General features: G+C 38.9%; 22 protein-coding genes and 1 pseudogene. 14 read left to right on the forward strand and 9 right to left on the reverse strand.

Annotated elements, in window-relative coordinates:
* Positions 1-212 precede the first annotated feature (212 nt).
* From M8998_RS04310 to M8998_RS04320, 3 genes are all read left to right on the forward strand, one after another.
* Positions 213-875: a DUF1349 domain-containing protein gene (locus M8998_RS04310; RefSeq protein ID WP_249990895.1), complete on the forward strand. Its 663-nt coding sequence runs from the start codon at positions 213-215 to the stop codon at positions 873-875.
* A 106-nt stretch (positions 876-981) separates the two neighbouring features.
* Entirely contained in the window at positions 982-1986 is a 1005-nt protein-coding gene (locus M8998_RS04315) for an LLM class flavin-dependent oxidoreductase (RefSeq protein WP_249990896.1), read from the forward strand.
* A 1-nt stretch (position 1987) separates the two neighbouring features.
* A complete protein-coding gene (locus M8998_RS04320; RefSeq protein ID WP_249990897.1) occupies positions 1988-2233 on the forward strand; it encodes a hypothetical protein in 246 nt (81 codons plus the stop codon).
* 187 nt (positions 2234-2420) lie between these two features.
* Here M8998_RS04320 and M8998_RS04325 read toward each other — a convergent pair whose 3' ends face one another.
* The 6 genes from M8998_RS04325 to pdxH form a co-directional block, all read right to left on the reverse strand.
* On the reverse strand, positions 2421-3104 hold the full coding sequence (locus M8998_RS04325) for an SIR2 family NAD-dependent protein deacylase (protein ID WP_249990898.1): 684 nt from the start codon (positions 3102-3104) through the stop codon (positions 2421-2423).
* Between the two features lie 78 nt (positions 3105-3182).
* Positions 3183-3479, reverse strand: coding sequence for a YgaP family membrane protein (locus tag M8998_RS04330; protein ID WP_249990899.1), 297 nt, complete (start codon positions 3477-3479; stop codon positions 3183-3185).
* 57 nt (positions 3480-3536) lie between these two features.
* Positions 3537-4334 carry a 4-(cytidine 5'-diphospho)-2-C-methyl-D-erythritol kinase gene (gene ispE, locus M8998_RS04335; protein WP_249990900.1) on the reverse strand — a complete coding sequence of 266 codons (798 nt, stop codon included), beginning with the start codon at positions 4332-4334 and terminating at the stop codon, positions 3537-3539.
* Positions 4335-4359: 25 nt separating this feature from the next.
* Positions 4360-5550: an NADH-quinone oxidoreductase subunit D gene (locus tag M8998_RS04340; protein WP_249990901.1), complete on the reverse strand. Its 1191-nt coding sequence runs from the start codon at positions 5548-5550 to the stop codon at positions 4360-4362.
* Between the two features lie 2 nt (positions 5551-5552).
* Positions 5553-6056, reverse strand: a complete 504-nt coding sequence (locus M8998_RS04345; RefSeq protein ID WP_249990902.1) for an NADH-quinone oxidoreductase subunit C — start codon at positions 6054-6056, stop codon at positions 5553-5555.
* 5 nt (positions 6057-6061) lie between these two features.
* Positions 6062-6715 (reverse strand): pyridoxamine 5'-phosphate oxidase, encoded by a 654-nt coding sequence (gene pdxH / locus M8998_RS04350; RefSeq protein ID WP_249990903.1) that lies wholly within the window; start codon positions 6713-6715, stop codon positions 6062-6064.
* Between the two features lie 134 nt (positions 6716-6849).
* On the opposite strand from pdxH, the gene M8998_RS04355 reads away from it, so the two are divergent.
* The 6 genes from M8998_RS04355 to M8998_RS04380 all read left to right on the forward strand — a co-directional run bounded on the left by M8998_RS04355 (position 6850) and on the right by M8998_RS04380 (position 15213).
* Positions 6850-7416 carry a YqgE/AlgH family protein gene (locus tag M8998_RS04355; protein ID WP_249990904.1) on the forward strand — a complete coding sequence of 189 codons (567 nt, stop codon included), beginning with the start codon at positions 6850-6852 and terminating at the stop codon, positions 7414-7416.
* Positions 7417-7440: 24 nt separating this feature from the next.
* The gene (locus M8998_RS04360; protein ID WP_249990905.1) at positions 7441-8694 is read left to right on the forward strand and encodes a PQQ-dependent sugar dehydrogenase; all 1254 of its coding nucleotides are present in this window, start codon (positions 7441-7443) and stop codon (positions 8692-8694) included.
* A 220-nt stretch (positions 8695-8914) separates the two neighbouring features.
* Positions 8915-10102, forward strand: coding sequence for an efflux RND transporter periplasmic adaptor subunit (locus M8998_RS04365; protein ID WP_249990906.1), 1188 nt, complete (start codon positions 8915-8917; stop codon positions 10100-10102).
* Between the two features lie 37 nt (positions 10103-10139).
* Entirely contained in the window at positions 10140-13241 is a 3102-nt protein-coding gene (locus M8998_RS04370; protein ID WP_249990907.1) for an efflux RND transporter permease subunit, read from the forward strand.
* A 10-nt stretch (positions 13242-13251) separates the two neighbouring features.
* Positions 13252-14541 carry a TolC family protein gene (locus M8998_RS04375; protein ID WP_249990908.1) on the forward strand — a complete coding sequence of 430 codons (1290 nt, stop codon included), beginning with the start codon at positions 13252-13254 and terminating at the stop codon, positions 14539-14541.
* A gap of 294 nt (positions 14542-14835) precedes the next feature.
* Positions 14836-15213, forward strand: coding sequence for a DUF423 domain-containing protein (locus M8998_RS04380; RefSeq protein WP_249990909.1), 378 nt, complete (start codon positions 14836-14838; stop codon positions 15211-15213).
* A gap of 16 nt (positions 15214-15229) precedes the next feature.
* Here the strand turns inward: M8998_RS04380 and M8998_RS04385 are convergent, their stop codons facing one another.
* The 3 genes and pseudogenes from M8998_RS04385 to M8998_RS16340 all read right to left on the reverse strand — a co-directional run.
* Positions 15230-15955: a menaquinone biosynthetic enzyme MqnA/MqnD family protein gene (locus M8998_RS04385; protein ID WP_249990910.1), complete on the reverse strand. Its 726-nt coding sequence runs from the start codon at positions 15953-15955 to the stop codon at positions 15230-15232.
* Entirely contained in the window at positions 15948-16577 is a 630-nt protein-coding gene (locus M8998_RS04390) for a histidine phosphatase family protein (protein ID WP_249990911.1), read from the reverse strand. Before M8998_RS04390 ends, M8998_RS04385 begins: the two co-directional genes overlap by 8 nt.
* 14 nt (positions 16578-16591) lie before the next feature.
* A pseudogene (locus M8998_RS16340) lies at positions 16592-16861 on the reverse strand (IS30 family transposase); the annotation flags it as partial.
* Between the two features lie 205 nt (positions 16862-17066).
* Between M8998_RS16340 and M8998_RS04395 the strand changes: the two are divergent.
* The 5 genes from M8998_RS04395 to M8998_RS04415 all read left to right on the forward strand — a co-directional run bounded on the left by M8998_RS04395 (position 17067) and on the right by M8998_RS04415 (position 25551).
* Positions 17067-17312: an ATP-binding protein gene (locus M8998_RS04395; RefSeq protein ID WP_249990912.1), complete on the forward strand. Its 246-nt coding sequence runs from the start codon at positions 17067-17069 to the stop codon at positions 17310-17312.
* A 1136-nt stretch (positions 17313-18448) separates the two neighbouring features.
* Positions 18449-20827 carry an outer membrane beta-barrel family protein gene (locus M8998_RS04400; RefSeq protein WP_249990913.1) on the forward strand — a complete coding sequence of 793 codons (2379 nt, stop codon included), beginning with the start codon at positions 18449-18451 and terminating at the stop codon, positions 20825-20827.
* Positions 20828-20912: 85 nt separating this feature from the next.
* Positions 20913-21098, forward strand: a complete 186-nt coding sequence (locus tag M8998_RS04405) for a class I lanthipeptide (RefSeq protein ID WP_249990914.1) — start codon at positions 20913-20915, stop codon at positions 21096-21098.
* A 138-nt stretch (positions 21099-21236) separates the two neighbouring features.
* A complete protein-coding gene (locus M8998_RS04410) occupies positions 21237-24329 on the forward strand; it encodes a lantibiotic dehydratase (RefSeq protein WP_249990915.1) in 3093 nt (1030 codons plus the stop codon).
* On the forward strand, positions 24313-25551 hold the full coding sequence (locus M8998_RS04415; RefSeq protein WP_249990916.1) for a lanthionine synthetase LanC family protein: 1239 nt from the start codon (positions 24313-24315) through the stop codon (positions 25549-25551). Before M8998_RS04410 ends, M8998_RS04415 begins: the two co-directional genes overlap by 17 nt.
* Positions 25552-25553: the final 2 nt, after the last annotated feature.

Genomic DNA, 25553 nt, shown 5'->3' on the forward strand with positions numbered 1-25553 from the left:
CTTATCAACCTAAGTAGTTTTTTAAAAAATTTCATCATTGCGAACCTGAGGCACGAAAATGCGGCAATCTTTAAATCGAAGTAAGGCGTTTGAAAGATGTGTTTTTCATTCGTAATAGATGTTTGTTTTGTCGGAGTAACGCTATTTGTTTTACTGTCTAAATTTTGATATCATCGTAGATATATTAAACTACCTATAAAATCATGAACAAAATGACAAGTATTGTACGTGTACTCATCTTAATCGCACTAACATCCCTATCTTTTGAGGTCGCTGCTCAAAAATTAGACAAGCTAATCTGGTTTAATGAGCCCAACGATTGGGAAATAAAAGATGACGCCCTGAACATGTTTGTGACCCCTAAAAGTGACTACTGGCGAATTTCTCACTATGGTTTCACGGTAGATGATGCTCCTTTTTATTATACAGAACGAGGCGGCGAGTTTGAGGTGAAGGTGAAAATTACAGCGGACTATAAAAACAGGTTTGATCAAGCCGGACTGATGCTGAGGATTGATCATGAAAACTACATCAAAGCAGGGATTGAGTTTGTGGACGGGAAGTACAATTTAAGTGCCGTCGTAACGCATAAAACCAGTGATTGGAGCATTGTGCCGATCGAAAACGCTATCCCATTTGTATGGATAAAAGCAATCCGTAGATTAGATGCGGTAGAAGTTTTCTATTCTTTTGATGATAAAACCTATACTATGATGCGCAATGCCTGGCTACAGGACAACCATCCGGTCAAAGTTGGTGTGATGGCAGCATGCCCAGACGGTAATGGATTCGACGTAAAATTCGAGCAATTTAAAATCACTCCGCTGGCAGATCAGCGCCGCACAGAGTGGTTAGAAAGAAACGCAGGAAATTAAGATCGGGTAGAAACATAACGGTATTTACATTGTCCTGACGATGGCACCAGGCAATTGTGACGATATCGCGACGATAGATGGCTACCGATGCGTGTATCTTTGAATTATGACAAACGTAAAATTTTCGACGCTGGAATTGGCGACTGTGGTAAAAGGCGATAATCTCGCCGGCGCCATGGCTCGTACGGTGCAAAGCGCGCAAGCATCCGAAAAATACGGATTCGAACGCATCTGGCTTGCGGAACATCATAATATGGAGTACATCGCGAGCTCCGCCACTTCCTTACTTATTCAGCATATTGCAAGCAATACAGAACGTATTCGCGTAGGATCAGGAGGTATCATGTTGCCGAATCATGCTCCCTTAGTCATTGCAGAGCAGTTCGGAACGTTGGAGACCCTATTTCCCGGCCGGGTAGAGATTGGTTTGGGCCGGGCACCGGGCACCGATCAGCAAACTGCTATGGCGCTTCGCCGGAATAACCTGAACACATCCTTTTATTTCAAAGATGATGTACAGGCATTGCAGCAATATTTAAGTTCAGGAAACCAAACCGCCAAAGTGAGGGCCTTTCCGGGGGAAGGATTGGAAATACCTTTATGGATACTGGGTTCGAGCACAGATAGTGCTTACTTAGCAGCCGAATTGGGATTACCCTATGCCTTCGCCGCGCATTTTGCACCCGCTATGCTATCACAAGCGATTGAGATCTATAGAGCCAACTTCAAGCCGAGTGAGCAGTTAGAAAAGCCGTATGTATTGATATGTGCTAACATTGTACCTGCAGAAACCAATGAAGAAGCACAGCTTTTATCCACCAGCTTATTCAATATGTTTTGCGGTATTATTACCAATCGCAGAGCGCCGCTCTCCCCGCCTACGTCAGAACCAATTTATGCTGGAATCCCAGAAATCGAACAGGCAGTGCAATCCATGATCAGCTGTACGTTTATGGGAGATACGCCGACATTGGTAAGAGATCTTCAGAAATTCATCGACCAACATCAACCCGATGAAATCATGACTACAAATTATATATTCGACAATCAGAAGCGGCTAGACGCATTCCGACTAACGGCCGATATATTTAAACAAATCAACCATCAATAGCATGCGTGTATTAGCAGAGTTACCCCATCCGTCTTTCAAGATTAGTCTGTTTGGTATGAACCAAAAATTCATCATCAAGTTTGAACAAGGAACATTGGAACAGTCCTACAAAATCGCAGAGACGGATATCATCGGAGGAGTGAATGGCGTCTTTGAATTACTAGATGAAGCCTTTCTAAAAACAGTCGAAGACACCTTTCAACAGATGCGCGGCAGTTTTGTAGAAGCGTATAACAGATATGAATAATCAATTCATATCTGTTAATATAAAACCCTGTTAAATAAATACTTATTTAACAGGGTTTTTCTTTTCAGAATTATATTTGGCATCTTCCGTATAGCATCCATATGTTACTATTTTATAGACAAACAATAAGTACATATAAACAATATAAAATATTGATATTTAAATATTTATATTATAATACAAAATATTATTTGGCAAGCAAATTTTGTAGATATGGGATACTTTTGATGGCAGTTTGCTCTACAAGAACAGTTTTCGCCGGAACGCTATAATTAGATGCATTCGGGTCTACAAATATAAGTGTGCAATCACTTTTTAAGTAATGCAAAAGATTGGCTGCTGGATACACTTGAAGTGACGTGCCGATCACAATAAATACATCTGCTCCTTCTGCCATAGCAATCGCGACATCCATTGCCGGCACGGCTTCGCCGAACCAAACTACATGCGGCCTTAGTGGTGCACCGCGCTCGCAGCAGTCGGTCATAAGCAGCGTATCCCCCGCTATCGAATATATCGCTTTTGAATCCAATGAAGATTGCGACATTCTGATTTGCCCATGGAGATGCAGTACCCGATCACTGCCAGCGCGTTCATGCAGATCATCGATGTTTTGTGTAATGATCTGCACATCTTCTAATTTTGCCAAGTCGGCCAGGTAACAGTGTGCCGCATTTGGCTGCGCCGCAATACATGCCTTGCGTCTCAAATTATAGAAATGCTGCACGCGTGCCGGATCCCGTTGCCATGCTTCCGGCGTAGCCACTTCTTCTATACGATATCCTTCCCATAGTCCATCCGTTCCACGAAAGGTTTGCAAGCCACTCTCCGCAGAAATACCAGCTCCAGTAAATACGACGATCTTCCTCATAAAATGGGTTTAAAATAAAAATCCTATCAACACCATATGGTGGATAGGACTATAAATAGAAGTAAGGTTTTTTTATTACTATTTTACGAAGTAACGATGTTCGATCACCGTAGTCTCTGGCTTTTCTTCCTCACTGTTTAGTGCGCTGGTCAACTTACACTGTCCGGTAACGCCACGATAAATCAGTGAACCACCCAAAGCAATACCAGAAAATGAGGTTAATGGGCTGCGAAACAAATTTTTCACGCCTACCCCTAAAATAAATCCTCCAGCTACAACCGATAACACCCGTTCGGTGCCCCCGACATTACCATTGGTACATTTACTATCCAATCTATCTTTCAAGATCTCAAATGTTTTATTTAAAATACTCATAGCTCTTAATTTTAACTCAATAGATAAACAGCCATAGCTGCAAAAAGTTTGATTTTTTTAGCCCGAAAATACCGTACCGAAGGATTGAAATAACTGTAGGTCTGGCGCCTCATTAAATAGCGCATACACGGCCGAACCGGATCCAGACATAGACGCATAAATAGCACCCGAATCGTACAGCGCAGCTTTCAGCACCTGAATCTGTGGATGAGACCGAAAAAGTCCTTCCTCAAAATCATTTTTAATGTGGTATTTCCATTCTTGTAGTGGCAATTGCATGGCTTCGCGCAGATCTACTTGAGCGGTACGAATCGAAACACTTTGGTACGCTTCGGCAGTAGAGATATGAACGGGTGGTTTCACGACGACGATATGGTACGGCGAAAGATCAAGTGCTATTTCTTCAAAAGTAGTCCCGATTCCCGTCGCATAGATCGGCGTATTGCGAATGAAGAAGGGACAATCTGCACCCAATTGACTAGCATAGCTTTCCAGTTGTTGCTGCGTGAGATCAAGCTTATACTGCTCATTTAACATCATCAACACTCGGCTGGCGTCGGCAGATCCACCTCCCAAACCAGCACCAACTGGAATTCCTTTCAACAAATGAATTTGTACCGTTGGAAGGTCATAGTCGGCCGCTAATAATTGGTAGGCCTTCGTACACAGGTTGTCTTCATTTAAGGGGAAGGCATAATTATAGACTCGCATCGACAAGGTGCCGGAAGGCAAAATTTCAACACCATCATATAGTTTAACAGGATAAAAGATTGATTCGAGATCATGGTATCCGTCCGGTCTTTTACCCGTAATGTGTAGACCTATATTTATTTTTGCGTTAGCGAACTGTAGCATAATGACTTCTTGGATAAATGAGCAACTAGCGATCTACTTCCCCTAGCACTATATCAATAGAACCGAGAATGGCAATCAAGTCTGCGATCAACACGTCTTTGCCCAATGCCGGCAATACAGATAAGTTGTTGAAGCTTGGCCCCCGTGCTTTTACACGCCGCGGAATATCACTTCGCTCTTGCGTAACAAAATAAAAACCGAGTTCTCCTTTGGGATTTTCGGCACGCACATAGTAATCCTGTGCTTTTAAATTGACTTTCTTGGGCACGAGTGCACGCGGATCAAACGCTGGCGTCCGCTTGAAGTCGGATGTGAGTCGATCTAAGCATTGTTCCATGATACGAACAGATTCCCGAACTTCATCGACACGCACCTTGTACCGGTCCCAGCAATCGCCCTTCTGCCCCATCTTACCTTCACCCACTGGAATTTCAAACTCCAACTCCGGATAAACGGAGTAACCATCTACCCTTCTCAAATCCCATTTGATTCCCGAACCACGCAACATCGGCCCACTACAACCATAATTAATCGCAACGTCGGCGGGCAATACACCAATATTCGCTGTCCGCGCAATGAAAATTTGATTGTTTGTTAGAATTTCATCCAACTCATCCAACTTGGGTTTAAAATAGTCGACAAACTCGCGACAGCGCTCCTCAAAACCTACTGGCAGGTCATAAAACAAGCCTCCTATCCAGATATAGTTGTAGAGCATGCGTGAACCAGAAGCCCATTCTAGCATCGCCATAATATGCTCGCGGTCACGAAAGCACCACATAAATGGTGTAAATGCCCCAATATCTATCCCATATGTTCCGATAGCGATCAAATGGGATGCGATACGATTTAGTTCGCATACGAGCACGCGGATGTATTCTACGCGCTTTGGAATAGATTGTTCCATCCCGAGCATGCGCTCTACTCCCATCACAAAAGCATGGCTGTTGTTCATGGACGACAGATAATCCAGCCGGTCTGTAAAAGGAATACTTTTACCAAAATTCATGGATTCGGCGTGCTTATCAAAGCAGCGGTGCAGATAACCAAGGTGTGGTATTACCTCTTTAACGATCTCTCCGTCCGTAATCAACTCTAACCGCAGAACACCGTGTGTAGACGGATGCTGCGGCCCCATGTTAATCACCATTTCCTGAGATTTTATGGAAGCTATCTTTTCCTGATAACGTGCTAAACCTTCGTTGTAACGATTCATGATTAATCTTTTACCGGTATACCGTGATAGATTTCTGGATCCTGATAATCTTTCCGAAGCGGAAATCCTTCCCAATCATCCGGCATCAGAATACGTCGTAGATCGGGATGATCTGTAAAAAAGATACCCATAAGATCATATGCCTCTCGCTCATGCCACTCTGCTGTATGCCATACCGAGGATACCGATGGTAGTTCGGGCAGCATTGAGGTAGCACGATCATGATCGCAACGCACCTTCAAGGTAAGTTGAGTTTGGTGCGGAATGGATGCCAATTGATACACTATCTCAAAATAGGATTCTGGAAAGTAATCTACAGCAGCTATATCTGACAGAAAATCCATGTAGAACGCCGGATCGTTACGTAGAAATAGGCATACAGCTACTAAATGATCCGGATGAATATATAGCGCAGGCTGCAAACCTTGTAATTGTACATTTTGCACGGCATCTGCGTGGATTCGCTCCATCAGCACAGTGCGCAAATGTTCTATTTGTTCGCTCATCTATTTTATGGGGCTAAACGTTGTTTTTTCCAAATGGAAGCTTCCTGTACATAGGCAATACGATCATGCAATCGGCTCGCTCTTCCCTGCCAAAATTCCATCTCTACCGGGCGCACGAGGTAACCTCCCCAATGTGCTGGTCTTGGAATGGGTATATCTCCTGTATATTTTGAGTCTATCTCTGCGACTCGTTGCTCTAAAAATGATCGATCTGGAATAACTTGGCTCTGCGGTGATGCCACGGCTCCGATCTGACTTCCGCGCGGTCTGGATTGAAAATATTGATCAGACTCCGCTGGCGGAAGTTTTTCAATCGTGCCCACCACACGTACCTGTCGTTGTAACTCAGACCAGAAAAAAAGAAGCGAAACATAAGGGTGCTGAGCAACCTGATTTCCTTTTGCACTATCGTAATTGGTATAGAAGCTCAATCCATCCGGCTTAATGTCTTTCAGCAAAACGACACGTGATTGTGGCATACGGCGATCATCTACCGTTGATAATACCATAGCTGTAGGCTCCATTACTTCGGCACGCAAAGCATCATCCAGCCAAACAGCAAGTTGCTGAATAGGATCTGCAACTGCATCTTCGTAGTCGAATGATCCTTTGACATAATCTTCTCGGAGATCTGCTAATTCTTGTCGTACAATCGCCATCAAAACATGTGTTGGTATGCACAAACTTAATCAAAAGGACCTTGTTTTACCCATATGGATGTTAAATTTATTGTCAAAAACTAGGGATTACTAGTCACAATCGATAAATTTGGTCTAGGAAAGGAGGATCATGTATGTTTAGCGAATTCGAACCAAAAAAAGGAAGCTTACTAGTTTCAGAGCCTTTCATGCTCGACCAGAACTTTGAGCGCTCTGTTATTTTACTATGTGAGCATGATGCCGAAGACGGTACCGTAGGGCTGATCTTAAATCATCGCTCTTTCATGGTATTATCAGATATTGTGGATGGTGTGGAGAATCCCACTTTCCCTGTGTACTTAGGAGGCCCCGTTGAACAAAATACGCTTTATTTTGTTCATGAGGCGTACGATCGTTTGAAGAGTGGCATCCACGTGGTGGACAATCTCTTCTGGGGCGGCGACTTTGAGCTGTTAATAGAGCTGATCAACCGAAATGAAATAACACCAGAAGAAGTCAAATTATTTCTTGGTTATTCGGGTTGGAGCCCCGAACAGTTGGAAAAAGAGATACAGCAGAACTGTTGGGCAGTACACAACACGTACGTTACTGATTTGGCTTTTATCATAGATGGAGAAGATTTGTGGAAACATACACTCATTAGTTTAGGGCCAAAATATGCTCATGTGGCCAATTTCCCTAAAAGACCCGAGTACAATTAATTGCATATATTACGATAGCTTATTATGAAAAACATCAAATTTATGATTCCTACCACTTTAGCGGTGGCATTAATGACCTCTGCATCATGCAGTGGCACCAATTCAGCATCTGAGAACCCCGACAGCGGTAGCGATACTACTTCGTACCCTCCCGTTGAAAACAATAAAGCCAACACCGACTATAAGCCCGCATTTGAAGGACAAACCCGTGTGGTTGGCACTAAAACTACAACCGCCTTTGAAGGGAAAATGATTACAGATGCATTGACTTCGCCTTGGGGCATAGTAGGCTTGCCAGATGGAAGATTGCTTATTGCGGAAAATGCGGGTAATATGCGCATCGTAGATCCTGCGAATGCCAATATTAGTGAGCCAATCACCGGATTGCCTAAAGTGGACGACAACGGGCAGGGTGGTCTACTTGGTTTAACCCTCGATCCTTCTTTCGAATCCAACAGAATGGTGTACTGGGTTTTCTCTGAGCCTGCGGCTAATGGAAACCATACTGCTGTGGCTAAAGGAAAACTTTCTGCGGATGAAACCAAGATTGAAAGTGCACAGGTGATCTACCGTGCATTGCCCACGTACGATGGTAAATTGCATTACGGTGGTCGCGTGGTATTTGATAAAGAAGGAAATCTATTTGTAAGTACTGGAGAACGCTCCGACAAAGAGACACGCCCGCAATCACAAGATTTGAAATCTGCTTTAGGTAAGATCTTGCATATTACTACCGATGGGAAACCAGTAGCTGGAAATCCATTTGAAGGACGTGCCGATGCTTTGCCCGAAATTTATTCTTACGGACACCGCAACCCACAGGGTTTAGCATTTCATCCGGAGACGGGTGAACTCTGGAATAGTGAATTTGGTCCTAGAGGTGGTGATGAAATTAACCGCATTAAAGCAGGCGCTAACTACGGATGGCCCGTGATCACCTATGGTTTGGAATACAGTGGTGATGAAATTGGCACGCCGCCGATTCAACAAAAAGAAGGTATGGAGCAACCTGTCTATTATTGGGATCCAGTCTTGTCTCCTAGCGGAATGGTTTTCTACACCGGAAGCAACGTGCCAGAATGGAAAAACAACCTGTTTATTGGTGGATTGAGCTCTACACACATTGCTCGCCTGGTAATCAAGGATAATAAGGTGGTCGGCGAAGAACGACTTTTAGGAAGCGAAGGCCAACGTTTTCGTGATATCACGCAGGCTAAAGACGGTGCGCTATATGCTGTAACAGATAGTGGCCGCTTGTATAAGATAGACAAAAAATAGACGTCTGATATACTATTATACAGTTATAGAATCCCCGGAAAGATGGGCTTACCAGCCTCATCATTCCGGGGATTCTTTTTTTACATCAAGCTGAATACTTTGTTCCTCCCTTTTGCCTTCTCTAATAAAATTCTAACATTTTTCTGTCAAATCTCTAACGATAAACAATAGAATTCTAAAAGATCTTTGCCGTACTAAAACATAGATTAATCCTATGCACATGAAACGGCTAACAACATTTACAAAAAGAGAATTAACCAACAGAATTTATGTAAAAGTACTTCCCGTATTTTATACAGTTTCTATTCTATGCATATTCATTGTCATTATTGCATTTACATCCTGTAGCAATACAGAAGTAGACAATGAATCTCAGCACGAGGACTATTATATCCGAGGAGATACGATCACCTTAACAGAAAATTCTAATATTCTATCTAGAATAGTCCTACATACTGTATCTACACAAGAATATAAAGCAGAATGGAACACGGCAGGAGTTGTTAGAGCTATTCCGAATAGTTACGCAGCAATCGCACCACCATTTGCTGGAAGAGTTATCCGTTCTTATGTAAAATTGGGACAAAAGGTTAATCCCGGATCACCTCTTTTCGAGATTAACGCACCCGATTTCTTTTCTGCACAAAAGAATTATTTTGATACTGAGCAGGAATTTAGACAGGTCGAGTTAAGTCTAAGACGACAACAAGATCTATTAAAAAACGGAGTTGGTGTTCAACGCGAACTGGAGGAAGCTGAAACCGAGTTCGAAATTAAAAAAACCGCATTGGCAAACGCCTCCGCATCATTGAACATTTTCAATATAGATCTCTCTAAAATAAAATTAGGCAAGCCTCTTGTAATACAATCGCCTATTAAAGGTGAGATCATAAGCAACCAAATTGTGATTGGACAATATCTAAAAGAAGATGCCGAACCTATAGCCATCGTAGCAGGATTATCAAAAATTTGGATTGTAAGTCAGGTAAAGGAAAAGGATATCTACCACATCCGTGCGATGGATCAGGTAGAGGTGCAAGTTTCCGGTATACCCGGCAAATCCATCTCTGGAAAAATATTTCACATCAATGAAATGGTGGATGAAGACACCCGAAGCGTCGAAATTTTGATTGAATGTGATAACACCGATCGCACACTCAAACCAGGAATGTACGCTACCGTACACTATAAAGATGTACCTATACAGAGCATAATTATTCCTTCAAAAGCCATATTTCAGCAAGAAGAAAACCAATATGTATTCGTTCAAATCGAAAAGAACAAATACCAGAAACGTAAGGTGGAGACCGCAGATACGACAGATAGTAATGTCGTCATATTATCCGGACTCGAAAATGGCGAGATCATCGTGAATGACGGCGGAATTTATCTGATTAAAGAACAGTAGCATCACCATTATCACATCTAAAATATATTGACACGAAATGAATAAACTAATACATATCAGTGTACAAAAGCGCTGGGTAATGGTGGCGTTGTTTACACTAATGGCTTTCTTTGGGTATTATTCTTGGCAACAATTATCTATAGAAGCCTATCCAGATATTGCCGACGTAACCTCTCAGGTTGTTACACAGATTCCAGGACTTGCCGCCGAGGAAGTAGAGCAACAAATTACTATACCTGTGGAGCGTGCCCTAAATGGTCTTCCGGGTATGCACGTGATGCGTAGTAAGAGCACATTCGGCCTATCCATCATAACGATCGTTTTCCAAGATGATGTGGATGATTATTGGGCGAGAATGCGTATTCAAGAAAGACTAAATGAGATAGAGCTTCCCTATAATGCTACTCCTGGTCTCGATCCCCTCACTTCTCCAATTGGAGAGATTTATAGATATATCATCGAAACGGATGGTGATCAGGACTTGCGTGAACTTACCGATCTTCAAAATTTCACCATTATCCCTCGCATAAAACAGGTTTCGGGCGTAGCCGATGTTACAAACTTTGGCGGCATAACGACGCAATTCCAGATTGAAATAGACCCGAGAAAACTAGCGCAGTATGACCTGCCATTAAGTGAAATAGTGGAGACCATAGAAAGCAACAACATCAATGCAGGCGGAAGTGTAATGCCACGAGGAGAATTGGGCTATGTGATACGCGGGATAGGGTTGGTTAAAAATCTAGATGATCTGGGCAATATCGTCGTCAAATCTGAAAGAGGCATTCCTATTTTCTTACATGATATCGGCGAACTAAAATATGGTACTTTGGAGCGTAAGGGTATCTTAGGATATACCGACCGCACACGTAATTACTCGGAGAGTCTTGAAGGAATTGTTCTGCTGCTGAAAGGACAAAATCCGTCGACCGTATTAAGGGGAATTCATATAGCCGTCGATGAACTGAATAATGGTGAGCTGCCTGCCGGAGTTAGGATCCACACATTTATGGATAGGACTGATCTGGTAGATACCACACTAAACACCGTATCCCACACCTTGCTGGAAGGTATGGGATTAGTGATCATTGTTCTCATTGTGTTTCTAGGTAGCTGGCGAGGCGCGTTGCTTGTAGCTGTAACCATTCCACTTTCACTACTAATTGCTTTTATCCTAATGTACTTTACCGATATTCCGGCCAATCTGCTTTCTTTGGGTGCAATTGATTTTGGGATTATTGTAGATGGGGCAATCGTGATGATGGAAACAATTCTAAAGAAAAGAGAGGATCATCCCCAAAAAGAACTGAAAGAAAAATCCATAGCTAAAAAAGCCGTCGAGGTCGCAAAACCTATATTTTTCGCGACAATTATTATCATCACTGCCTATCTGCCACTATTTGCTTTTGAACGCGTAGAGAATAAGCTGTTTACACCGATGGCCTTCACAGTTGGGTATGCTTTATTCGGTGCATTGGCCGTAGCGTTACTGGTTATTCCCGGTTTAGCCTATGTCATCTACCGCAAGCCACAAAAGATCTATCACAATAAATGGTTGGAGAAGCTTACTAACGCATATTATACGAGATGTAGTAAGATTATGAACCGTCCTGGAGTTGTTTTTATTCCTCTTATAATCATTTTAGGAACATCAGCTCTCCTCACACTCAAAGTAGGCAAAGACTTTCTACCTCCGCTGGATGAGGGTTCGTTGTGGTTACAGGTACAGCTTCCTCCGGGAATCTCCGTAGAGAAATCTAAGGAGCTAAGTGACACACTTAGAGCCAGAACTATGAAATATAGTGAAGTCACTTATATCATGGTACAAGCCGGGCGAAATGACGACGGTACCGATCCTTGGACTGCTTCGCATTTTGAAGTCTCTATAGGAATAAAGCCTTACAAAGGTTGGCCAAAGGGAAAAACGAAAAACATGCTGATACAAGAATTAGCAAAGGAATATGAAGGTCTGCCCGGATTTACCGTTGGATTCTCTCAACCAATGATCGATGGTGTTATGGATAAAATATCGGGTGCTCATAGCGAGCTCGTTGTAAAGGTTTATGGAGACGACTTTAAAGAGACTCGGCGTATTGCGGAAGAAGTAATGGGTACATTAAAAAGTGTACCAGGAGCTGTAGATCTGGCAATAGATCAAGAGCCACCTTTACCTCAACTTCAGATACATGCCGACCGTGATAAAATTGCACAATATGGACTAAATGTAGCCGATGTTGCAGAACTGATTGAAGTTGCGATTGGAGGAAAAGCGGTATCACAACTTTTCATTGGACACAAGGTGTATGATATTATCTGTCGCTACAACGAAGAATCTCGCAATACGCCGGAAAAAATTTCCAATCTGATGCTTACCTCGAAAACAGGAGCAAAAATCCCTCTTTCGCAGGTGGCAAAAGTACGATTAAGTACAGGAGAAAGTACCATCACACGTGAAATGAACATGCGCCACCTTACCGTCAAGCTAAATGTGCGCAACAGAGATTTACAATCCTTGCTATCTGATGCGCAGACAGCTATCGAAAATAGCGTGAAATACGACCACGAGAACTATCACATCAAATGGGGCGGTCAGTTTGAAAATCAAAACAGAGCGTATGCAAGGCTTTCGTTTATTGTCCCATTAGCATTGGCCATCATGTTTGTGTTGCTTTATGGCGCATTTGGATCATTTAGACAAGCGGGGCTTTTGATGAGCATTGTTCCATTGGCATTATTTGGAGGTATGCTTGCACTTCACGTTCGAGGTATGTCGCTCAATGTTTCGTCTTCTGTCGGCTTTATCGCACTATTCGGTGTTGCCATTCAGAATGGTGTAATTATGATCTCCCATATAAATGAGTTAAGAAAGAAGGGCTACTATCTCCGCAACGCGGTAATTGAAGGTGCAGGGCATCGATTTCGCCCAATATTGATGACAGCCACAGTAGCAGTGCTCGGTTTGTTTCCTGCATCATTAGCCACTGGCATCGGTTCGGATGTACAAAGACCGTTGGCTACAGTCATTGTATACGGTTTACTGTTCTCCACTATCATCACGTTATTCGCCTTACCTGCACTATACTATTTATCGGAACGTAAATGGGGCAAAGATTTCAATAAGAATGTTGCTGAAGATTAAAATACTCGATATGAACAGATATATCAAATTGTTGCTGGTGTTCATGACACTACGTTTCGGACATACAGCAGCAGGACAGGAATTAGATTCGCTATATGTAAAAGAACCGATGGATTATTTAACTTTTCTTGGTATAGTAGGAAAAGAAAACATTGCTTACACAGCAGAACGTTTCAATATAAATATTGCACAAGCAGAAATTGAAACGGCAAAAATATTTCCCGATCCGGAATTGGAATTTGGATGGTTTGATAATGGAGAACGCAGAATGAGGATGGGCTATGGCTTTACTTCTGAGCTAACATGGATACTGGAATTGGGTGGAAAACGAAAAGCTCGAATAGATCTCGCCAGAAATCAGACACAACTCACACAGTATCAGCTAGAAGATTATTTTAGAAACTTAAGAGCCGATGCAACACTCTCCTATCTTCTGGCCGTACAAAACAGAATGCTGCTAGAGGTGCAACGTAACTCATATCAGCAGCTAAATCAGTTAGCAGTTTCAGATAGTATACGATACAATTTAGGAGCTATTTCTCAAGTAGATGCTCGACAGAGTAAGCTCGAAGCAGGCTCAATGCTGAATGAAATATATAATGCAGAGGCTGCCTATAAAACATCCCTTGTGGGATTATCACTGTTATTAGGAGATAAAAAAAAGGACACATTAATTTACCCGACGGCAAATTTTTCTAGCTTCGATCGTACTTTTAGCCTACAGGATCTTTTGGTTACAGCGATTAATAGTCGGGCCGATCTAAAAGCAGCGCTACAAGATAAGCAGGTGTCGGCCAGTGCAATAAAACTTGCAAAAGCCAATAGAGCCATAGATCTTGGCCTTAAACTAGGAGTTAACTATGCTTCGGATGCTCGGAACATTATTGCTCCTACTCCTTCATTCACCACTGTAATGGCTAGCATAGCAGTTCCTCTTAAATTTTCCAATAACAGACATGGTGAATTACGCGCAACACGTTATGCTAACATGCAGTCAGAATACATATATCGCCAAATCGAATTGGAAATAAAGACGGAGTTAACACAGGCGTATTATGCTTATCAATCTGTTGAGAAGCAGATCCGACAATTTGACAAAGGTCTGTTGACGGAAGCTAAAGCTATACTTGATGGAAAAGTTTATAGCTACCAAAGAGGAGAAACTTCTTTACTGGAAGTTTTGAATGCGCAAAGAACCTATAATGAAATACAACAGACGTATTATCAGACATTATACAATTATGCAGAAGCCTTAGTCGAATTGGAAAGAGCATCAGGTATATGGGACATTAACTTCTAAAAAAGCTGATAAAAATGATATTAATTATTTAATAAGCCTGACTACCTATTTTCTGTCGCGCTGTACGATATGAGAAAGAATACAACCATTATCCACGAGATGATTCGTTACGATCTTCAAGTAATCTGATTATCAGATATACCTTTACAATATAAAAATGTGATTAAATATCAGCAACCTTAGCAGATCGCTAAATAAATCTACTCTTTATAAGTTTTTCAAACTATTTACGAATAATTTCATTGGAATGTTGATTATTTTCTAAATTCGGACTATTATATATACATCAAAAGTATGCAAAAAGTCGTATTAATAACTGGTGCTGTTTTTGGTTTCTTAGCCATTGTTTTTGGCGCCTTCGGCGCACATGCATTGAAGAAAATTTTGTCGGAAGAGAAAGTAGCCTCTTTTGAAGTTGGTGTGCGTTATCAGATGTACAGTGCTATTACCCTACTGGTAATTGGTTTTGGATTAGACTTTGATTTGCGCGTGGCACGTTGGGCATTCTTTGGAATATTTTACGGAACGCTAGTCTTCTCGGGCAGTATTTACCTGCTTTCTTTTAAAGAATATTTAAAAGCTGATGGCCTAAAATTTCTCGGCCCGATCACCCCACTTGGCGGACTATTGCTATTGGTAGGCTGGGCTTGTATCTTATTAAGTATCTTATAAAATACGGAGCGTTACCTTATAAAGTCTGGTAGAGTTCGAGGTAACGGGCGATAGCCTGGCGTTTTTCGTCCGTAAGATTAAAATCTAGCTTCTTTAAAAGGTAATCGGCAAAATCAAAGTTTGGAAGATTCGGTAGCGTTGCAATGACTTGATCCATGTGTTCAATACCACTGGCTAATGCTTCATTAAAAACCTTTTCAAATGTATCTGGCAATGGCTTATTGGCTGCCCAAACGGCAAAGGCGAATGGTAATCCGGTAAACTCTTTCCAACAGGCACCTAAATCATAGGCGTATGCATGAGCTTCTTTCTGGCCAAAAGTGCGGTCGCCAATAAGTACTTCAGCATCTGCCTGTCCGGCCAGTACCACGTCTATATCTTTTCGCCAAAAATACTTAAACAGTATTCGAGCTAGGCCATTGGACGTTTTTGATTGCGGATCAAGGCGTAAAACATTTACCTCGGCAATGGGCACTTTCGAAAAAATAAAAACGGAATCTACCGCACCATCGCTTCCTATACAATAATCACCGATAATATGATAGTTCGGAATGTCGAGCAAAGCTTGAATTGGGATAATACCTAAATCTGCCTCATCACGGATTACCTTTTCCGCACAGGCACTTGGATAATCCATCAGTAATTCCGCGGTACTGCTTATGTCCGAGGATGCTTGTAATCCTTTTAGAAAAGGTAATGTATTCGTGTAGGTTGCGACCGCAATCCTTATATGATCAGGCATCTATGTCTAATTCGTCTAAATGTTGGGTATTGTAATGATCCACAATCGTGAATTTGCCTTCATGGTATTCTACAATATACAGCGCAGTATTGGTATGCGGAAAATCATCCATCTGGCAAACGGCTAATTGGGTAAGATGGCAAAGTAAAATTCTTAAGGCACGCCCGTGAAGACAAACCAATACCAAATCCTCTTCTTTTTGATCAAGCATATGCTGGATCGCTTCCTGTTGACGCTTTACCAAAGCATTCGGTGATTCGCCATTTTCAACGGACACGTCCAATAGATTATTACGCCACTGATCCACCAAGTCTTTAAAACCTGCCATAATGGATTCGTCTTGCTCCTTGCCTTCATAGATTCCCCAGCTAATCTCGTCAAGACCAGCTAACTGTTCAGTCGGGATTCCATTTGCAGTAAAAGAAGCAACAGTCTCATGGGTACGCAGTAAAGTAGAAGTATACACCTTGTCGAAGGGAACTTCTTTATAGGCTTGAAAGAAAGCTTCAGCTTGCTTACGTCCGGTGGCATTCAGCGGCGAGTCTACACCCCTTCCTTGCACTATACCACGCAAATTGAGATCGGTCTGCCCGTGTCGTATGAAATAAAATGTCTTCTTCAATATTACTGATGGATTCAAGCCAAAAATGCAACACTAATGTTTTCGTTTAGTTTTTGAGCGAAAACTTCGTTGGGCGATCTAAAATCAAATCTTTTTCGAGGCCTGTTATTTAAAGTATTTATAACACTGTCAATTTCTGCTTGGATTATTGACTCAAAGTTACTCTTTTTTGTGAAATATTGCCTCACTAATCCATTTAGATTTTCGTTCGCTCCACGCTCCCAGCTGTGGTAGGGTTTGGCAAAGTAGTAGTCAATTCCGAGCTTTTCTGCGAGTCGATGGTTAGCAAATTCCTTTTTTTGTTACCAAAGGTGATCGTATGTAACAACGGCTTCCATTGCTCCAAAAGATCGATGGCTTTTGTTTCTAGGCACGCAATCGCTTTTTATCCGACCAGATGTATTGATAGATGAATTCGTGCGAGACGGCTACAAGGCAGATCGAAATCTAAACAAAAATATTTCTATCTAATTGCCCGTAAAGAACTTCATGCAGCGAAAGAAAAACGTGGTCATCTTCGAGGCATCTGGAACAGGTAAAAGCCGCCTCTCACAGGCTCTGGGACATCAGGTCTGCATGGCAGGGATGAAGACCTTCTATGCTGTCACGGCACGGCTCCTCAAAAGACTTAAGCTCAGCAAAGTTGACGGAACCTACATCAAGGAAATCGAAAAGCTCACCATCATAGAACCGCTGATCCTTCACGACTTTGGCCTACAGGCTTTTGATGGTTAGGATAGAGAAACGCTTACGGATATTATCGATGATCGGCACGGCAAAAGATTCACTATAATCTCTTCATATGTACCCGTATGCTTATGGCACGATATCATCATAGGGAGAAGGTACCATTGCAGATGCTATATTTGAAAGGATCGTCAACTCATCGCAGAAGATCGGCCTCAAGGGCGAATCACTTAGAAAAGGAATAATCAACAACTTTTTCACAATATAAAAAACGAAAAACGCTCCAAAAAAGTGACTCGGAAACTTGCAAATTAATAGAGTATATGACAAAAACTGAAAAAAGAAAACTAACGATCTATTTTTCACTAAACGAAATGTTTAAAATACTTATATTCCATATGTCAAAGTTTAATTTCCCACAATATGCCCTTAAAAGAATATTTGCTGACTCAAAGAGATTCAACTGTGTACCCCAAGACGGGTATCCCTTGTCGCCAAGCAAAGTACAATCGAACAATTGCTACATGAAATCTCTAAGGCAATGAAGGTCATATACGTTCGCCGAACTAATATCCAACGACTGAAAGCCAACTTCTAACGAGCATACTGTATGAAGTTTGTAACCTTGATAATAGGTCTTTTGTGCGGCACAGCATCCTTTAGTCGATAGACTATGTATATCTTCCTTACAGATCTTCGAGCGAGTACTAGGGGTAATTTTGCAGACTTCCAGTGGCATGCATGCTGGCCACGATAAACACATCTTCGAATTCGTTGAAATACTCGGCAAGCTTCATCCGAAGCTGCTTCTGATAGAAGATCAATCTACGCTTCCTGCGGTTAAATACAGTTCGTTCAATTTTGGATTTTAAGTAAGCGCAAAGGCGATTTTAGAAAAGATTATTCTTGCTGTCCAAACCCATGAATTCAGCCGTCAGACTTAAGTTGATTACTTTCAGATCGCTTATTGCAGGACGCCTACGCTAAATGGTCAACTGCCGATTATATAAAAAATTATCATTTAAATTAACAATAATATTTATTAACTTGCTTTAGATTATTTATTCTAGATAGTTCCTTTATAAAAAAACAAATCTATTATCAGCAGAATAAAAAAATTTTTATTCTCTATATTTTCTAATGCACAATGAGTTGAAGTATTTTTTTACGAAAAAAAAATGATTATGATTAACCGAAAGACATCCGTATTACTTTTTTATCTCGTTGTCTCATTTCTCGGTATAGATATTACTTCTGCACAGCAGCGAACTCTTAAGGGGAAAGTGTTAAATAAAAACAAGTTGCCTGTAGAATTTGTTCATGCTTTTTTGTTGAAAAATGACACAGTTTTTGTTGAGGGGATGGTTACAGATAGTTTGGGTACTTTCTTGTTTAAAGCGGAAAAAGGTAACTACAAGTTGATCTTGGAACAATTCGGTGGCGAATATTTTAACCAGCATCTGGAACTTAGTCAGGATGTAGATATGGGAGAAATTGAAATTGACGAATCTGTAATGCTTGAAGGTGTAACAATAACTGTAAGGAAAAAGCTGATAGAGCAAAAAGTGGACAGAATGGTATTTAATGTAGAAAATTCCATTGCTTCACAAGGAATGAGTGGATTGGACGCATTAAGAAATACTCCTTTGATTCGTTTACAGAATGACAATGTATCAATAGTAGGTAAAGGGGGTGTTGCTATAATGGTAAATGACAGGATGCTTAATCTTTCAGGGAGCGAATTATCCAACTATCTTCAATCATTGCGATCAGAAGATATAACCAGAATTGAGATCATTACTACTCCGCCTTCAAAATATGAGGCTCAGGGAAACAGTGGTATTATCAATATTATTTTGAAAAAAAATCCTAATCTAGGTTGGAGTGGTAACATTAATGGTGCTTATCAAAAAACCTCTTTTTACGGCTTGGGAGGTAATGCAACCGTAAATTATCAATCAAATAAAATTAGCTCAACTTTGCGCTTACGTCAACACGATTTCTCAATCAGACCAGAAGTGATTAGAAATCTCGTGGGAACCGACAATGGCATTTACACCAATGAAATAAGGAAAGACCAATCAAAGGCTATAGGTGTAAATTACACTCTGGATTTTACACTCAGCGAGAGGCAAAATATTGGTTTCATCTATGATTATGGGCATTCAAACTATAATTCCAATGCTGATGGTGCAAGTATTTATGAAAGTAATCAAGTGGTAGATTCTACACTTAATACCTATCAAAAGCAGTTTTGGAAGACCCCAAGACATACACTAAACGCTTATTATGATTTAAAGCTTGATACTTTAGGTAAAAAAGTAAGCTTTATAGGAAACTACTTAAATAACACACCCTATAGAGTAAACGATTTCAGTTCTATTAATGATATCACCTCAAATGAGGATATAGCGCGAAATACCAGCGATATGACCTATAATATTTATTCTGGACAAGCGGATTTTATGTTGCCCTACAATTGGTTAAATATTGAAACTGGAGTAAAATATACTTTATTTGACAATAATTCTGATTTGGAGTATTACAACTTTGTTGGATCTGGTTATGTCATAAATCCTCAGAACAGCAATGTGTTCAATTACGAAGAACATAATTATGCTGCCTATATTAGTATGCATAAAGACTTTAATGGAATCTGGTCTGCAAAAGCTGGATTAAGATATGAATATACTTCTTTGGATGGGCAAACTCCAGGAAATGATGAAAGTATTGTCATTGATAACTATGGAAAATTATTTCCTTCTGCATATGTCAGTTTTAAACCCAATGACAATCATGCTTTCTCGTTAAATTACTCCAAGCGTATCAACCGACCCGACTTTCAATCCCTCAACCCTTTCAGGTGGTATATTAATCCATATATGTATTATGCGGGTAATCCAGTATTGATGCCTTCCTTTAATGATAATGTAGAATTATCATACACTTTCTTAGGAAAACTAACGGCAGGATTATACAATCAATATAATCGTGACGGTATATCAAATATAGCAAGACTTGAAGACGGCATATATAGCAATGTCATGGAAAATAGTTTTAATGAAAATACCATCGGGCTGAGACTGAACTATTATGAAACTTTCTTTAAGATATGGGATTTATCATTGAATACTAATGGAACTTTCACGAAGACAACTCCTACAATACCTGAGGCAGAAGGTTTAGAGGTTTACTCAATGGCATACTCGGTTTACAATACTATTTCCTTGAATCAAAATAAGACATGGTTTCTTTTACTGAATTTAACTCATGACCTACCATATGTGTATGCTAATGTAATAATCCAAGAACAATTAAATTTTTCTCCTGGAATAAAAGCATCATTTCTTGATAAAAAGGTGAATGTTAGTGCTGTCTTAAGTGATGCTTTCAAAACTTTAAAAAGTGAAGGCTACTCTTATAACGCAGGGTATCGATCTGAATTTTATAATTATATGGATCAAAGAAGGTTCACCTTTAGCATGTCGTATATTTTTGGAAATAATAGAGTAAAAGGAGTAAACAAGAATGTGAAATTTGATGAGAAGTCCAGAGCAAACTAACATCAAATAGAAAATATTACGCGCGTATAGGAGGAACTCGAAAATCCTTAATAGAGTAGAGATAATCTTTTAATTTTTTAATGTCATGGACAAAAAATTCAGCAAATTGCAATTAAATAAGAGATCGATTGCAAAATTAAACGAAGCACAGTTAAGTACTGTAAAAGGTGGTAACAAATCCTTAAATTTAGTTGAGGATGGAGATTGTGGATTTACAGCCACAACAAACAATTGCACAACTACAGCGACTACTGGCGCTACTAACGGATAATTTTTAAATATCCAGAAATGAACGACCTTCCCAATTTATATTTTGATTGGGAAGGTTTTAAAAAAATGGAAGGCTAACGAACTGGTTAAATCCTCTTTCGAAAGTTAGACATCCTCAAAAGTCTCACATTGTTATAAAATGAAGCACTTCAACCCTACAGATTTTTTTATTACTCGGATACCCGCTTTGCCATTTAAGAATCTAGATTCTTTGAATGATGCTATGATCAACAATGATTTGAAGTCAGTAAAATATCTCTTTTCAGATAGAAAATTTTTAAATGCCTTGTTCTTTGCTTCTAATGAGTTCTATCACATTACACTTCGATGGCTAAAAGAAGACAAAGACTATGATGCATCTGACAAAATCCTAATCAGTTTATATAAATATTATTCACGCATGACTGCGAGATGCACCCCTTATGGTTTGTTTGCAGGATTTGGAACTGGTACAATTCACAACAAAGAATCTAACCTGTCATTAAATAATTTTCACATTAATCCGAAAGTAAGAGCAGATGTATTTTTCCTTAAGAAAATAAAAGATTATATAATTAATAAAGAACAGTTGAATAATATACCATATTATTCAAATAATACCATCTACGATTTTGGTGATTATATCAGGTATATCTGTTGGGATAGTAGCTATAATTACGAAATTTCTGAGATAGATAAGGACTTCTTCTTGGAGTCCATATTAGATTTATCTAAGAACGGTGTTCTCTTAGATGATATCAGGAAATTTCTAACCGATCACATACTATCATCAGAAGTTGATGAAATAGAAGATTACATAGTTTCTCTAATCGATGTCAATATTTTAGTAGATAAATTGCCTCCCTTTATGACGAGTACTATGGATCCGATAGAAGAATTAAAAAAGTATTTGGAAAAATATACCATACCTACTAATATACTCGATGAAGTGACATCGGTTAAATATAAAATTAATAGAACTTCCTTTTTTTTGGAAGAGACGGTCACAAATATTGATAATTTAACCAAAAAATTATCCACAATTATTGATTTAAAAAATCAAATGTTACAAATCGATTCACAGATTTTTTTAGATGAGTCTACGATAAGTAATAAAGTAACATCCCTGCTTTCAAAACGAGCAGAAGAACTAATTCCTTTAGTAAAAAGAACAACTAATTACAGGCTCGACAACTTCACAAATAAATTTTATTCCAAATTTGAAAATATGGAAATACCTCTCGTCAAGGCTCTCGACCCTGATTTTGGAGTAGGTTATGATTTTCAAGTTAGTGGAAACCTTGAAGAAACCCCTCTTCTTGATGGTATATATTTTACATTCAAAAACAGAGAGAATACAAGTAATATTTCTCCTTTACTTCAATTAGTGCTTGATAAGTATATTAATTGTTTTTCTTACACTGATTTTAAAGCGATAACTATCACAGAAAATGATGTAAAGAAAATAACTGACAGTAACCCCGATGAACTATCATTTGGATATAATCATCACATATTTGGATCATTTATTTGTGATTCACTAAATGATCTTGATTCTGGAAATTTTAAATTTTATGCAAATTCTCCTATATCAACCCCATTTGCAAATATTGTATTATCAAGATTTGCCTATCATGATGATGAACTAAATAAAAATGTAAAAAAAATCACAGAAGGAGATAAAGAAGATCTTATATATGTTGAATTGATACATCATAGAGAAGATAGATTAGGGAACGTATTATTAAGACCTAATTTCTACAATTTCGAATTACCATACGCCTCTGAAAGTAAAGGAAGTGATTCTAACATTATTCATATCAATGATTTATGGGTTAGAATAGAAAATGGAAAACTAATTTTAAGATCAAAGAAATTAAATAAGGAAATTAAGCCAAGATTTACAAACGCATATAATTATAGTGAGAATCAACTTCCTGTGGTGAAATTCTTAGGAGATTTTCAATTTTATGGCGTTGACTTAGGATTTAAATGGGATTGGGGTATCCTCGAAAAAAACGCCTATTTGCCACGCGTGGAATATAAAGAACTAATTTTATCAGAAGCTCGCTGGAGAATTGACCAGGATAAAAGCTTAAATATCAATAAATTATTAAAGCTCTTAAAAGATTTATGCATACCCCGTTTATGTACAATTAAAGAGCGAGATAATGTCCTTCTACTAGATATCAGTAATGAAATATGTCTAAACATACTATTGAAGCAAATAAAAAAAGAAAATATTTTCATTTATGAATTCTTTGAAACATTGCAATTGCAGAATTCGAAGAATGAATTTTTCTCTTCTGAATTTATCTTTCCGTATACAAGTGACATCGAAAATATTGAAGTAAATAATAATTTAGAAGAATGTGACTCATCTGTTAAGCGAATATTCTTTCCTGGTGATGATTGGAGCTTCTACAAAATCTATTGTAGTCATAAATTTGGCGATACTATCGTCAAAGATGTTATTGGCGAATTTGTTAAAAGCATTTCAACAAACGATACCGAAGCACCTTGGTTCTTTATAAGATATCAAGATCCTGAATATCATATCAGATTTCGGATAAAGGAAAAATTGAGGGATTTAGATTTTGATAACCTGAATAGGCTTCTTAAAGATTTTAGTGGAGATGAGTTAAGCTTTGTTGTTCAAATTGATACTTACAAAAGGGAAATTGAAAGATATGGATGGAAGAACATAGAGCATTCTGAAGAATTATTCCATCATGATAGTATTGCTATTATGGAATTTTTGAAAATAAGAGATACTGATGAGAATACAAGATGGAAGGTGGCTATTCTTTCCATTCACTTCTTTATGCGGGATTTTGAAGTTCCCACAGATATAAGAGTAAATCTTTTTAATGATCTCTATCAGAATTTTATGGCTGAGCATGTTGACCAATCCAATCATGAATATGTCCAAAAGTTTAAAAAATCAATAGATAAAAAATATAGAGAAAATAAAGATTTCGTAGAAAAAATACTATTTCGAAATGATTATACTGATATCGAGGAGTATGTACCTCCCTTTGCGAAGAGATCAGAGCGAATTAAAAATATAGCTAATACTATAAAAAGCAATATTCATTCTGAAAACGAGTACATAAAACTTTTGCACGATTATGTACATATGAATATGAATAGAATATTCCTGACAAAAGCAAGAATGCACGAATTCGTTATATATTATTTGCTTTCAAAAACATATAACTCAATATTGAAAAGAAATGATAAAGAAAGCTGAAATTGACATTATTGTTGACGATATAAGATTAGAAATTGAAAGAAATAACAGTGTTTTTAATGATGCTTCAATTGAGTATGGTAAGATGGGAGCTGCACTTTACTATTTCTATTGCCAGAAATATTACAATAATCAGTCATTCGTTAAAAGAGGAGAATTGTTGATTGAAGAGTCTATAACAATACTATCAGAAACTTCAAAGAAAAATGAATATATACCGAAGTATAAAGGGGATTCTGTATCACAATCGTTATCCAGTTTTGGGAAAGGACTTTTATTTATTCAAAACAGATTTGAATTGGAATACGATTTTTCTGAATATTATTCTATGCTCAATGAAGTACTTTATGAATCCACTAGACAAGCAATAAATAGAACTGATTATGACTATTTCAGCGGGTGCTTGTCTTCTGGTTTCTATTTTTTAAATCAATATTACTACAATAACAACGATCAGCACTCAATACAAATTTTAAAGGAAATTGTAGATTCAATATTGAATAGTGCAATTCATCATAATAAAGTGGAAATATACTGGAGATCTCCTACTTATTGCAATCAAGTTTATTTAGGATTATCCCATGGTTCAGCAATGATCATTAATTTCTTAACGAAAATCTTCCTTTTTAAAATCCATAATGAGAAATCAGAGGAAATAGAATCTGTTGTAAGAAAATCAATACGTTTTCTGATGAATAGGAAAAGAAATTTAACAAATGGATATTTCCCTTATAAATTTCCTGCTATTGAGCCGTTTGCGGAAACACAATTTTCGATGTGCTATGGTGATCTGGGTATCCTTTTAGGGATATATAACGCTACCCGGGCTTTTGATTTAGTTGATTTGAGTGAAGAGGTGAACACGATGTTGCATACATGCTCATCGCGAAAAATAAATAAGAACCAAACGCAGGACGCAAGTATATTATATGGTGCAGCTGGCTTAAACCAAATATTTAAGGATTTATTTGAAGCTTCAGGAGATTCTATTTTTGATAATGCTTCCCATTATTGGTATAAACAGATATTACAATATAGAAATAAGGAAAAATTAAAATTAGCCGGATTTATATTTGATTATGAGGAAGACAAAAAGATTCATTCTTCAGCGAAATACTCATTTTTTTGGGGTATTGGAGGAATTGGAATAACTCTTATGCTAGAAAATGATGAATCTCTTCCAAATTTGAATGAAATAACTTTAATCGGAATCAAAAATTGAAT

Source organism: Sphingobacterium sp. lm-10 (assembly GCF_023554555.1).
GTDB lineage: Bacteria > Bacteroidota > Bacteroidia > Sphingobacteriales > Sphingobacteriaceae > Sphingobacterium.